The sequence below is a fragment of the Kribbella sp. NPDC003505 genome (assembly GCF_040610875.1).
Classification (GTDB): Bacteria; Actinomycetota; Actinomycetes; order Propionibacteriales; family Kribbellaceae; genus Kribbella.
This window is the reverse complement of sequence record NZ_JBEXNA010000004.1, coordinates 321,820-333,693: the sequence shown is the minus strand read 5'-3', so window position 1 is coordinate 333,693 and position 11,874 is coordinate 321,820. Positions and strand designations below refer to the sequence as shown.

The following is an 11,874-nucleotide window of genomic DNA, read 5'->3' as shown; positions in this document are numbered from 1 at the left end:
GCGATTGGCTTCCACCTCATCCGTCGAGTCGTGGATCCTGGCTGGATTCCAGAGCCGATACTCACGACTCGGCGACAGGGGTCGGAACCAATCGCCACGACTCGGCGAATGGGGCAGGCGCGACGGGGTGGTGGTGGGGAGTGGGGGTAGCTGACTCGTCATGGTGATTACTGGAGCTGTGCGGTGGTCACTACTGTGATGCGGACTATGGATCTGAAGAGCCCGATCAGCACTGTGGTGCCGTCGTTGGACGGGCCGGTGCTGGAGGTGCTGGCGCGGGCCGAGGACGGGCTGTCGGGGCGGCAGATTCACAAGCTGACCGGGGCCGGGAGTGTTGCGGGTGTGCGGCTCGTGCTGCAGCGGCTGGCCGCGACCGGGCTCGTGCATGTGGACGATCTCGGGAACTCGTTGCTGTACCGCCTCAATCGCAAGCACCTGGTCGCGCCGATCGTCGAGCAGCTCGCGAATCTCCGCGGGATGCTGGTCGCCCGGCTCGCCGACGAGATCGGCGGCTGGCGGATCCCGCCGGTGCACGCGAGTGTGTACGGCGCGATCGCCCGCGGTGACGGTGAGCTCGACAGCGACGTCGAGCTGTTGCTGATCCGCCCGGACCGCGACGACCTCGACGCTGCGCTCTGGGAGGACCAGGTCGGCCGCCTGCTGCAGACCGTCGTCGACCTGACCGGCAATCCGGCGCATGTCTTCGAGCTGAGCCGGACCGAGCTGTCGGACCACCTGGCCGGCGAGGACCCGATCCTCAACGACTGGATGCATCCGAGTGTCCAGCTCACCGGCGTACAGCTGGCGACGCTGCGGAATCAGTTCGAGGCAGCCCTTCCCCGGTAGCGTGATCGTGTGGGTACTCTCCTTTCAGCATCGTCAGGAATTGTCAGGACTATCCACCCCGGGACCATCCAATGACCCGCATCGCCATCGACGGCGGCCAGTCCGCGCTCCGTCTTCGTGTCCTCCCGTCCGGACGGACCGGCCAAGGGCCCGGCTACACGCACGGACCTGACGCCGTCTCCAAGCTGCTGGACGCGATCCGCACCGCCGCGGCCGAGGCCGAGGTGGACGGTCAGGTGGACGTCGTCGCGCTCGGCCTGACCGGCTACCCGCAGGCCCACGGCGCCGCCGAGCGGTTCGCCGCCGATGTCGCTGAGCTGCTGAACGCCGACGAGGTGCGCCTGACCCAGGACATGGTCACGGCCCACGCCGGCGCGTTACCGGACGGGTACGGCGTGGTGGTGGCCGCCGGCACGGGGCTGGTGTGTCTCGCGGTGGATCGCGACGGTACGTGGCGCAAGCTCGACGGACATGGGTACCTGTTCGGCGATGCCGGCAGTGCGTTCGCGATCGGTCGCGCCGGCCTGGTCGCCGTCCAACGGGCCCGGGACGGTCGCGGTCCGATGACGAAGCTCGCGGACACCGCCCTCGACCCGGTCGCGCTCTACCGGTCGACCACGCTGGTCGACGACGTGGCCCGGTTCGCCCCCGAGGTGCTGCGGTGTGCGGGCGAAGGGGATCCGGTCGCCGTCGAGCTGCTGGTCCAGGCGGCCGGCGACATCGCCGAGACGATCGGTGCCGCGGTCGCCCAACTGGCCGGCGAAGGACCGGTGCCGGTCGCGTGCGTCGGCGGCCTGTTCGACGGCGCCGGGGAACAGTTGCTGACGCCGGTCCGCGAAGCCTTGCCCGGGCGAGCAAGACTGACAGTGGCGGCCGGCAATTCGCTCGACGGCGCCGAGCGTCTGGCCACGGGTTCGGTAGGGCCGTACGCCGACCTGATCGTCGCGCATCCGCGCCCTCGATAATTACGGTCTTGACCGTATATCTTGGCAGGTATCGTCCGATCCGAGCCGGTACGACAGCTGGAGACTTCACGTGACCGAACTCCTTCTGGCCGCGACGTCCTTGGACGTCACGCCGCCGCCCGGCCATCGGCTCGACGGATACGCCGCCCGCACCGGGCTCTCGACCGGCACCGCGGACCCGCTCCGCGCGACGCTGATCTGGTTGTCCACCGAGGACGATCCGGGCGTGCTGTGGCTCACGCTCGACGCGATTGCCGCCGGGAGCGCGCTCTCAGCGGAGCTCGCGGCGGCCGCCGGAGCCGCCGCCGGCATCCCCCCGTCGCATGTCGTGGTGTCCGCGTCGCACACGCACTCCGGGCCGTCCGGGTGGACCGGTGAGATCCATCCGGTGATCCCGGCCGAACGCGAATGTGTGCTGGTCGACTCGTTGGTCGGCGCGGTGCGCGGGGCCCGGCTGGAGCGGCAGCCGGTGAGGGCGAGCTGGCGTTCGATCGAGGTCGTCGGCGTCGGGACCAACCGGCATCGCAAGAACGGTCCGCACGACAACACGGCCGGCATCTTGGCGTTGCACGGCGCATCCGGCGCTCTCGAGGCCGTGCTGCTGGACTTCGCGTGCCACCCGACGACGTACGGTCCGGAGAACCTGCAGTACTCCGCCGACTGGCCCGGCGCTGCCCGTGCCGCGTTGGCTCCCGCTGTGGTCGGCTTCCTGCAAGGTGCGGCCGGTGACGTCAGTCCGCGCTTCACGCGTCAGGGTCGCGGCGCGGCCGAGGTCGCCCGGCTGGGTGGGTTGCTGGCCGCGCGTGTCCGTGAAGCTCTGGCCGGTCCGGGGCTCGAGCTACCGCAATCGGCGCCGGCGATCCGTCGTACCACTCTGACACTGCCGGTCCGGGCGGTCCCGCCCGTCGACGAGTCGGAGAAGCTCGCGTCCGTTGTGGAAAGCCGGGTCAGCACGGCCGACGACCCTTCGGGCCGCATCTCGCAGACCCGCTTGGACGGAGCCCGTGGCCAGGTCTTGATGGCCGCCGCTTCGCTCCCGCCGTCGCTGGACCTCAACATCAGCAGGGTCACCATGGGCGACGTGTGCTGGATCAATCTTCCGGTCGAGCTGTTCGCGGTCCACGGCGCCTGTCTTCAGTCCGACAGCAGCCACCCCGTCACCCGGGTCGTCGGCTACACCGACGGCTACTACGGCTACGTGGTGGACCCGTCGGCCGCCGCGGCAGGCACCTACGAAGCCCTCATCACCTTCTTCGACCAACCGACGACCCACGAACTCATCAGCCGCACCGCGACCTTCGTGAACAGCTAAAGGGCCAGCTCTGGCTGGAGCTTCTTGGCGGGCCAGACGCGCTGGTTGCGGGCGGCCAAGGTGGAAGCGGTGAGGGCGGCGGTGAACCAGAGGGCGAGGGCCAGGAGGTCTGTGCCGAGCGAGGCGCCCGGGCCGCCGTACATCAGGTGGCGGACGCCGTCGATGGCGTAACTCATCGGCAGGGCGTGGTGGAAGAAGTACAGCGGCCCGGGAATCGTCTGCCACGGGAACGTGCCGCCGGCGCTGACCAGCTGGATGACCATCAGGACCAGGCCGAGGAACTTGCCTACAGCGCCGAACCACGCGGACAGCGCGTGCAGGATCGCGACGAAGGTGAACGACGTCAGGATCAGGAAGCCGACGGTCAGCCAGGGGTGCGCGGCGTGGATGCCGAGCCCCAGGACGACGGCGACGAAGAGCAGCGTGGCCTGGATCGCGCCGAACAGCGCAGGCGGCAACCAGCCGCCAAGCGCCACCCGGAAGGGCGACTGCAAGGCTGCGAGCGCTCGCGGTGACAGCGGCCGCACCAGCAGGAACAGCACGTACGCACCGATCCAGCAGGCAAGGCAGAGGAAGAACGGAGCGAGGCCGGCGCCGTAGCTGTCGGCAGTGGCCTGCGAGACGTTCTGCAGCGTGACGGGTGCACCCAGCGTCTCGGCGACCGCCTTGCGCTGATCCGCTGACGGGTTGGGGATCTGCTTCACGCCGTTCTGCAGGCCGGCGTTCAGTTGCGTCGCACCGGTCTTCAGTTGACCCACACCGGTCGCCAGGCTGTTCACACCGGTCAGCAACTGCCCCTGCCCGGTCACGGCCTGCTTCTCTCCAGCAGCAAGCTTCTGTGCACCGGTCTGCAGGGTTCCCAGCCCGGTCTTGAGCTGGCTAGCGCCTGTGCTGAGCTGATGCGCCCCACTGGACGCCGTACGGATGCCGTTCGTCAGAGCCGGTGTCGCCTTGGCCAGAGCGGAAGCGCCGTTCGACACCTTCCGCGCCCCTGTGGCGAGCGTGTTGAGCTGCTTGGACGTCGACTGGATCTTGGTGTTCGCCTGTACGACGGGAGTGCGCAGCTTCGCCGTCTCGGTCAGCACCACGTTGATCTGATGCTGGCTCAGCCCCTGGGCTCGCAACCGCGCCGCCAGCTGGGTGTCGAAGGTCTTGAGGTCCTTCACCAGCGTGCTGGACGCGGTCGCCACCTGGCGTCCCGCACCGGCGACCTTCTCGTTGCCATCAGCAACTTGATCCGCGCCGGCCGCCAGCTGCTTCGTCTGCTTCGGCAGCGCGGCGGTCTTCTCCTGCAGCGTATCGAGACCGTTGTCGAGCTTTGCGGCACCGGTCGCCAACGAAGAGGCGCCCTGCGACGCCTGCGTCGCGCCGGCGGCCAGCTGTGTCGCGCCGGCAGACAGCTGCTTCTGTGCGGTGTCGAGTTGCGACGCTCCGGACTGCAGCTTCGCGACGCCGGTCGCGGCCGACGTCAGCCCGTTCTGCAGCTTGGCGGCACCGGCGGCCGCGGAACTCACGTTCTTGTGGATGGTGCTGTACCCGGCCAGCAGTTGCGAGGCCGCGGTCTCACTGACCTGCGACGCGACCGTCTTGGTCACCTGCGCCACGACCTGGTTGGCGATCGTGTGCGCGATGTAGTTGTTCGCGTCGTTCGTCAGCAGTTCCAGCTCCGCCTGCCGCGGCGTGAAGTCCGCACTCGACGCCAGATCGGCCGAGAAGGTCTTCGGCAGCACCAGAGCGAACTCGTACTTGCCGTCGGACACCCCCTGGGTCGCGTCGGCACGGTTCACCTGATGCCAGTCGAAGCTCTTCGACTTCACCAGCTCGTCCGCGACCTGCGGCCCCACGTTGAGCTTCTCGCTGGTCGCGAGCGTCGTACCCGCGTCCTCGACCACGACCGCGGTCGGGATCTTGTTCAGCCGGCCGTACGGATCGTGGTTCGCGTACAGGTACAGGCCGCCGTACAGCACGGGCACCAGCAGCAGCGCCACCACGGCCAGTTTGGGCAGCCGCCCGGCCGTTAGACGCCGTAACTCACTCAGGGCCATCCGCAGCGCGGTCACGCCTCTGTCTCCACTTCTTCCTCGATTGGGGTGACTGGCTCCACCGAAGCGATCGGGGTGGCCTGCACCGGGTCGGGCTGATCCGTCTCACCCATCCGGGCGGCCTTGACGTCCAGCAGTCGGGCCGACGCGTCAGCGCACGTGATGATCACGCCGTACCCCTGTGCCGCCAACCCGCGGCCCAGCTCGTACCAGCCGTGCGGATCGCCTCCATGGCGATCCGGCATGGTCAGAATGACGACCCGTACGTCGGGGCGCGCCACCGTGAGCTCCGTGAGCAGTCTGGTCCGCACTGCGACCGGGAGGTGCTCGAACCGCTTGTCGGCGTGCTCTGCGGCGTCATGCTCGTTCAGCCACTCCAGGACGGCCTTGCGCCCGGCCTTGCGACCCGCGATGGCCAACTCCTCGCCCACAACGGTCTGAACGGGCAGGGCGTCGTCCGGCTCGGTGATGCCCGGCGCGTCGACCACGGCAACGTGTCGTCTCAGCAGGGCGGGCTCGGCCTTGCCGTCGAGCCGGACCGAGCCGGTGTCGAGCTTCAGCCGCCCGGACAGACCGAGTGACGCTGCCACGTGGCCGGCGCCCGGGTATCCGGTCAGCAGCACCACCTGATGATCCGCGACCGACAGTGACGTGGCGTGCAGCATCGGCGCATGCGGACCCCGCACGCTGATCCCGGTGGCCTCGAGCTCCATCCTGCATCCCCGTTCAATACGGTTGTGTATTCAATACAGAACTGTATCCTACTCCTATGGAAACGCCCAAGCGCCGCCGCTCCAACACCCGGGCCCGGCTTCTCGAGGGAGCCCTGGAGGTGTTCGCCGAGCGCGGCTTCCACGGCGCGTCGGTGGAGGACATCTGCGAGCGGGCCGGATTCACCCGCGGCGCCTTCTACTCGAACTTCGGGTCCAAGGACGAGTTGGTGCTCGCGCTGTTCCAGGCCACGACCGACCGGCTGCTCGAGCAGATCGAGGCGCTGCTCCCCGAGCTCGCCACGCAGCCCGGCACGCTGCTCGACGCCGTGCTGGGGCTGCTCGACGAGGCCGCGCCGGACCAGCGGCAGTGGCACCTGATCTCGGCCGAGTTCACGCTGCACGCACTGCGCGACCCGGCGGCGGCCGAGGCGCTGAACAAGCAGCGTGCGATGTTCCGCACGAGCCTGACCGGACTCGTCGAGCAGATCGCCGAGGCCGGCGGGCTGGAGCTGACCGTTCCTGCGGAGCAGTTCGTCCGGATGGTGATCGCGCTGCACGAAGGGGCTCGCTCGCAGAGCCTGCTCGAGCCGCGGAAGGTGCCGGCCGGCTCGCTCGAGCACACATTCCTGCCGATGGTGCTGGACGCGGTCAGCCGACCTTCACGCTGACCGTGTGCAGTCCGGTCGCGCCGTCCGGGGCCGGTGGCGCCGACGACTCGACCTGCGGATTGCCCTTCGCGTCGAACGCCCGGACCTGCAGCACGTGCGTGCCGCGCGGCGCGTTCCACGTCCAGTGCCACTGTCGCCAGGTGTCGATCGACGGGTCCGTGGCCAGCGTGGCTTGTTGCCAAGGGCCCCCATCGACCCGGACCTCGACCTTGGACACCCCGACGTGCTGGTCCCAGGCCACGCCGGCGACCGTGACCGGTCCCGGGTCGACCTTCTTCCCGAGCGGAGTGTCGATCCGCGACGACAACTTGATCGGGCCGAGCGCCGACCACCCGCGCGGCGTCCAGTACGCCTCGAACCGGTCGAACCGGGTGACCTCGATGTCCACCAGCCACTTCGTCGCCGACACGTAGCCGTACAGCCCCGGGACGACGATCCGCACCGGGAACCCGTGCTCGACCGGCAACGGCTCACCGTTCATCGCGAACGCGAGCATCGCCTGCCGGTCGTCGAGCAACGTCGGCAGCGGCGTACCGGCGGTGAACCCGTCCTTCGACGTCGACTGGATCGCGTCCGCGTCCTGCGCCGGGCGGGCCTCTTCGAGCAGGTCCTTCAGCAGTACGCCGGACCACAACGCGTTGCCGATCAGGTCGCCGCCGACTTCGTTGCTGACGCAGGTCAAGGTGACCCATTTGTGGATGACCTGGCGCTTGAGCAGGTCGTCGAAGGTCAGAGTGAGCTCGCGGTCGACCATGCCGTGGATGCGCAGCTTCCAGTCCGCGGGCACGATCTGCGGTACTGAGAGCGCGGTGTCGATGCGGTAGAAATCCTCGTTCGCAGTCGCCCACGGTACGGCGCCATCGGCCTGAACGCCGGCGGGTGGCGCCAGGGTCGGCGGCTGCGGAAGCTGGAGCTGCTTGCGGGCGTCCGCCACGGCGGCGCGGTTCCCACCGACGATCTTGCCGGCCGCGGCGACCGCGGCGGAGCCGAGCGCGACACCGGCCGACAACTGCAGGAAGCCGCGGCGACTGACGCCGTCGTCCGGGAAGTCGAGCAGCGGCTCGAGCCGGCGGCTGAAGAGTCTGAGGATGACCAAGGCGGTCACGCCGGCGAGCGCCGACGGGAGGAACCCGGTCTGACCGGAGTCGGCGCGGGTGACAGCCGCGGCGACCGCGACACCGGCGAGCGCGATCGTGATCAGGGCGCCGGCCCAGTACCGCCGTACGGCGAGGACCCCGCCGACCGCGGCCAGGGCCGCCACGACGATCAAGATGCCGACCCGGAGCGCGGTCTTGTCGTGCGTCCCGAACCAGGAGATCGCGAGATCCTTCAACCAGGGCGGCACCCGGTCGATGAACGCCGACCCGATCGCCACCACCGGCGTCTGTGGTGTCCCCAGAACGCCTCCTGTCACACTCCCGACGGCGAGCCCGGCAAGAGCAGCCAAAACCCCACCAAGCGCGCCACGCCACCAGACGCCCCGCGCGGCTCCCCGCGATTCACCCCCACCGCCCGATCCACGGAGCGATCCACGGAGCGATCCGCCGTCCGATCCGCCGTTCGATCCGCCGTCCGATGCGCGGGCCGGTCCAGCGCCGGATCCACGGGGTGATCCAGCCCCCGATCCGGCGTCCGATCCGCCGGTCGGCTGATCGCCGGTTTCGCGGCCGACCTCGCCAGCGCGGCCCGGCGCGTAGGTAGGCCACTCGCCTGGCTGGTTCCCGGGACCGCCCGTGCTGGCCGGCGACGTACTTCCTCCAGGCCGGTCGACGCCGGCCTCGTGGGGCCTGATGCTGCCGGGGCGCGGCTGATCCGGGGGTTGTTTCACTTCTCAACCATTACGCGGCGAAGCGCCCGACACCAGTCGGGCGCCCCATCCGTTAGTCGCGGGTAATGCTCTTGTGTAGTTGTGAAGTCGGTCAGATCCGGTCGGGCGTGATCGGCCCGAGGCCCGGGCGGCCGTTCGGCCAGCGGCGGGCGTTGTCCCGGACTCGGCGGAGCTTGCCGAGGACGACGTCCCGCTCGTCGGCCAGCTGGGACATCCAGAGGCTGTCGATCTCGAGCAGGTGGTCCGGCAGTGCTTCGCGCAGCCGCCGCTTACCCTCCTCGGTCAGGACCGCGAACGAGCCGCGGGCGTCGTCAGGGCAAGGCTCGCGGCGGACCAGGCCGAGGTTCTCGGCACGGTCGACCAGCCGGGTGATGCCGCCGGTGGTGACGGTCAGCTCCCGGGCGAGGGAGGTCAGACGCTGCTTCTCACCGTGACTGCGGGCAAGCCGCAGCAACAGTTCGAACATTGCCATTTGCAGTCCACTGCGCTTCAGAGAATGGCGCATCAGGTGATCCAGCTCTGCTGCTGCTTCTCGCAACAGGCCGTAGGCCGTCAGCACGTCGCTCTCCCAGGGTTCGGCAGCGCGAGTGGGTTCTGCATCGGCGAGCGCTAGGGGCGAGCAAAGCGAAGGCGCGATGGTCATGCGCGGACTCTATTAGCTGACTAGGTCACTTCGCTACACGGGGTGACCTCTCGGCTACAGATCGACCCCTAATCGTAAGTCTTCTGAGCGTAACGGACGCTCCGCGGCGCATCTGGTCTAGAACGGTGAAATACAACCTGCGTCGCTGCCGGAACGGTGGGAGGATGACCGGACGCGCTCGCTGGGGAGGGTACGCATGGCGGTGATCGAGGCGGCGGAGCTGGTCAAGGAGTTCAGCAGACCGGTCGTTCTGGAAGGCCGGTTGCCGCGGCTGCGGGCGCTGTTCAGCACCCGGCGCGACACCACCCGCGCGGTGAACGGGGTGAACTTCGTGGTCGAGCCCGGCGAGCTCGTCGGGTATCTCGGGCCAAACGGCGCCGGCAAGTCGACCACGATCAAGATGCTCACCGGGATCCTCACCCCGACGTCCGGCGTCTGCCGGGTCGCTGGCCTGGAGCCGTCCCGGGACCGCGCCCGGAACGCCCGCAACATCGGCGTCGTGTTCGGTCAGCGAACCCAACTCTGGTACGACCTTCCCCTCCGGGACTCCTTCGAGGTGCTCGCGGATCTCTACGACCTCGATCGCTCGACCTACCGCAAGCGCGTCGGCCTCTTCACCGAGCTGCTCGACCTGTCCGACTTCCTGGACACGCCGGTGCGCTCGCTGTCGCTCGGCCAGCGGATGCGCGGCGATCTGGTCGCCGCGATGCTGCACGAACCGTCGATTCTCTTCCTGGACGAGCCGACCGTCGGGCTGGACGTCGTCGCGAAGGCCCGGCTGACCGAGTTCATCGCCGAGACCAACCGGTCCGCCGGTACGACGGTGGTGCTGACCACGCACGACATGGACGACGTCGAGCGGCTCTGCCAGCGCATCATCGTGATCGACTCGGGCACGGTTCTGTACGACGGCGACCTCTCCCGGCTGAAGGAACGCTTCATGCCGTACCGCTTCCTCGTCCTCACGCTGGCCGAACGCAGCATCCGCCACGTCGTCGACCTCCCGTTCGCGACCGAGGTCGACGCCGGCGCCGTCGGTACCGTCCTCCCGTACCCGGACCGCAGCGTCGTCCTGCGTTTCGACCCGCGCGAGATCGCCACGCCCGAGCTGATCGCGCGGGCGTCGCAGGTGTACCAGGTGGACGAACTGTCCATCGTCGATCCCCGGCTGACCGATGTGATCTCGCAGCTGTACGACGGCTTGCTGACGTGACCACGGCGACGCAGCTCAGGGCGTTCCGCGGGATGACCCGTGCCGGGACGCGATCCGTGCTGATCTACCGCGGCGACCTGATCACCGGCGCGGTCACGCTGGTCATCCAGGTCGTCCTCGCGATCGCGGTCTGGCGGATCGTGTACTCCGGGCGCGGGCCGGTCGGCGGTATCGACGCCGGGACGGCGGTTGCCTATGCGGCGATTGCGGCCTGCCTGCAATCGGTGCTCCTTCCTTGGCAGTTCTCGTCGTTGCCGATGCGGATCCGCAACGGGCAGATCGCGACAGACCTGACGCGGCCGCTCGGCCTGATGTGGCAGGTGTTCGGGCAGAACCTCGGCGTCCTGCTCGGCCGGCTGCCCCTCGGCGCGATCGGCCTCGCGGCGGCCGCGGTCCTCGGTGCGCTGACGGTTCCGCCCGGGTGGGCTGCGGCTCTCCTCTCGGTCGTCGCGACGGTCGGCGGTGTCGTGGTCGCGATGCTGTGCAACCTGATCGTGTCGATGGTGACGTTCTGGACGTTCGAGGTCAGTGGGCCGTTGATCGTGTACCGGTTCGGGAGCGCGTTCCTCTCAGGGTCGTTGATTCCGTTGTGGTTCATGCCCGGGTGGTTGCGGGCGTCGGTCGAATGGCTGCCTTTCCAGGCGCAGGTGTACACACCCGTGTCGATCTATCTCGGTCAGACGCGGGGCGGTGAGGCCGTAGCGCTGGTCGCCGTACAGCTGGTGTGGGTGGTCGTGCTGGTCGTCGTGCTCGAGCTGGTGTGGCGGCGAGCGCGCTACCGGGTGGTGGTGCAGGGTGGCTGAGCAGACGTGGTTCCGCCAGTACGTCATCCTCGAACGCGCCGCGTTGCGGGCCCAGCTGCAGTACCGCGTGAACTTCTGGACCACGCTGATGGGCGGGGTCGCCTACCAGGGCACGCAGTTGCTGTTCCTCGGTGTCCTCCTCGGGAAGTTCGGTCTGATCGGGGGCTGGGGATTTCCGGAGGTCGCGTTCGTGTTCGCGATGCGGCTCGCGTCGCACGCCTTGTACGTCGTCCCGTTCGGATCCCTGCGGTTGCTCGACGAGATGGTCCGCGACGGCGAGTTCGACCGGGTCCTGTTGCGCCCGGTGAACCCGTTCCTGCAGTTGGTCACGCGGTGGTTCCCGCTGATGTCGCTCGGCGACGCCTTGCTGGGCGCGGGCGCGCTGATCATCTTCAGCTGGCAGGCGCCGATCGACTGGACCGGGGCGAAGGTCGTCTACCTGCTGCTCGCGGTCGTCGGCGGCGGCCTGGTCGAAACCGGCATCCAGACCTTCTTCTGCGGCCTCTCCTTCGTCGCGACCTCCACGTTCTCCCTCCGGATCTTCGCCGACACCTCGATCACCCAGTTCTCCGGCTACCCGCTGACCATGTTCGGCCGGGGCGTCTTCTACGCCTTCTGCACGCTCGTCCCGATGGCCTTCATCTCCTTCCTCCCGGCGACCGTCCTGCTCGGCCGCACCGGCGACGTCCCGCTTCCCACCTGGCTGACCGTCCTCTCCCCGCTCGCCGGCGTCGTGGTCTTCGTCCTGGGCTACTCCTTCTTCACCAAGATGATGCCGAGATACACGAGCCCCGGGAGCTGACTCTTCGGGCCTGTGGATAACTTCCGCGGCGGTCCGGCG

11 protein-coding genes are annotated in these 11,874 nt (G+C 68.9%); 7 read left to right on the top strand and 4 right to left on the bottom strand.

The window, feature by feature from the left end; genetic code table 11:
* Positions 1-207 precede the first annotated feature (207 nt).
* The 3 genes from ABZX12_RS15350 (at position 208) to ABZX12_RS15340 (ending at position 3,123) form a co-directional block, all read left to right on the top strand.
* A complete protein-coding gene (locus tag ABZX12_RS15350) occupies positions 208-846 on the top strand; it encodes a hypothetical protein (protein ID WP_355693496.1) in 639 nt (212 codons plus the stop codon).
* A 71-nt stretch (positions 847-917) separates the two neighbouring features.
* The gene (locus ABZX12_RS15345) at positions 918-1,811 is read left to right on the top strand and encodes a BadF/BadG/BcrA/BcrD ATPase family protein (RefSeq protein WP_355693494.1); all 894 of its coding nucleotides are present in this window, start codon (positions 918-920) and stop codon (positions 1,809-1,811) included.
* Between the two features lie 70 nt (positions 1,812-1,881).
* Positions 1,882-3,123: a hypothetical protein gene (locus ABZX12_RS15340; protein WP_355693492.1), complete on the top strand. Its 1,242-nt coding sequence runs from the start codon at positions 1,882-1,884 to the stop codon at positions 3,121-3,123.
* Here ABZX12_RS15340 and ABZX12_RS15335 read toward each other — a convergent pair.
* Complete coding sequence (locus ABZX12_RS15335; protein WP_355693491.1) at positions 3,120-5,183, bottom strand: YhgE/Pip domain-containing protein; 2,064 nt, start codon at positions 5,181-5,183, stop codon at positions 3,120-3,122. The two genes, ABZX12_RS15340 and ABZX12_RS15335, sit on opposite strands and share 4 nt — an antisense overlap.
* A complete protein-coding gene (locus ABZX12_RS15330) occupies positions 5,180-5,878 on the bottom strand; it encodes a hypothetical protein (RefSeq protein ID WP_355693489.1) in 699 nt (232 codons plus the stop codon). Before ABZX12_RS15330 ends, ABZX12_RS15335 begins: the two co-directional genes overlap by 4 nt.
* 56 nt (positions 5,879-5,934) lie before the next feature.
* Here ABZX12_RS15330 and ABZX12_RS15325 point away from each other — a divergent pair, with 56 nt between their 5' ends.
* On the top strand, positions 5,935-6,546 hold the full coding sequence (locus ABZX12_RS15325) for a TetR/AcrR family transcriptional regulator (RefSeq protein WP_355693487.1): 612 nt from the start codon (positions 5,935-5,937) through the stop codon (positions 6,544-6,546).
* Here the strand turns inward: ABZX12_RS15325 and ABZX12_RS15320 are convergent.
* Positions 6,527-7,993 (bottom strand): molybdopterin-dependent oxidoreductase, encoded by a 1,467-nt coding sequence (locus ABZX12_RS15320; protein WP_355693486.1) that lies wholly within the window; start codon positions 7,991-7,993, stop codon positions 6,527-6,529. The genes ABZX12_RS15325 and ABZX12_RS15320 overlap by 20 nt on opposite strands.
* A gap of 472 nt (positions 7,994-8,465) precedes the next feature.
* Entirely contained in the window at positions 8,466-8,846 is a 381-nt protein-coding gene (locus tag ABZX12_RS15315; protein WP_355693484.1) for a MarR family transcriptional regulator, read from the bottom strand.
* A 367-nt stretch (positions 8,847-9,213) separates the two neighbouring features.
* Here ABZX12_RS15315 and ABZX12_RS15310 point away from each other — a divergent pair, with 367 nt between their 5' ends.
* The 3 genes from ABZX12_RS15310 to ABZX12_RS15300 are packed head-to-tail and all read left to right on the top strand — an operon-like array spanning position 9,214 to position 11,835.
* Positions 9,214-10,230: an ATP-binding cassette domain-containing protein gene (locus tag ABZX12_RS15310; RefSeq protein WP_355693482.1), complete on the top strand. Its 1,017-nt coding sequence runs from the start codon at positions 9,214-9,216 to the stop codon at positions 10,228-10,230.
* Positions 10,227-11,033: an ABC-2 family transporter protein gene (locus ABZX12_RS15305; protein ID WP_355693480.1), complete on the top strand. Its 807-nt coding sequence runs from the start codon at positions 10,227-10,229 to the stop codon at positions 11,031-11,033. The genes ABZX12_RS15310 and ABZX12_RS15305 overlap by 4 nt, the downstream gene beginning before the upstream one ends.
* Positions 11,026-11,835 carry an ABC-2 family transporter protein gene (locus ABZX12_RS15300; RefSeq protein ID WP_355693478.1) on the top strand — a complete coding sequence of 270 codons (810 nt, stop codon included), beginning with the start codon at positions 11,026-11,028 and terminating at the stop codon, positions 11,833-11,835. The genes ABZX12_RS15305 and ABZX12_RS15300 overlap by 8 nt, the downstream gene beginning before the upstream one ends.
* Positions 11,836-11,874 lie beyond the last annotated feature (39 nt).

Coding starts and splice junctions, on each gene's coding strand:
- ABZX12_RS15350 (WP_355693496.1), top strand. CDS start 208: ATGGATCTGAAGAGCCCGATCAGCACTGTGGTGCCGTCGTTGGACGGG.
- ABZX12_RS15345 (WP_355693494.1), top strand. CDS start 918: ATGACCCGCATCGCCATCGACGGCGGCCAGTCCGCGCTCCGTCTTCGT.
- ABZX12_RS15330 (WP_355693489.1), bottom strand. CDS start 5,878: ATGGAGCTCGAGGCCACCGGGATCAGCGTGCGGGGTCCGCATGCGCCG.
- ABZX12_RS15325 (WP_355693487.1), top strand. CDS start 5,935: ATGGAAACGCCCAAGCGCCGCCGCTCCAACACCCGGGCCCGGCTTCTC.
- ABZX12_RS15315 (WP_355693484.1), bottom strand. CDS start 8,846: ATGGCAATGTTCGAACTGTTGCTGCGGCTTGCCCGCAGTCACGGTGAG.
- ABZX12_RS15310 (WP_355693482.1), top strand. CDS start 9,214: ATGGCGGTGATCGAGGCGGCGGAGCTGGTCAAGGAGTTCAGCAGACCG.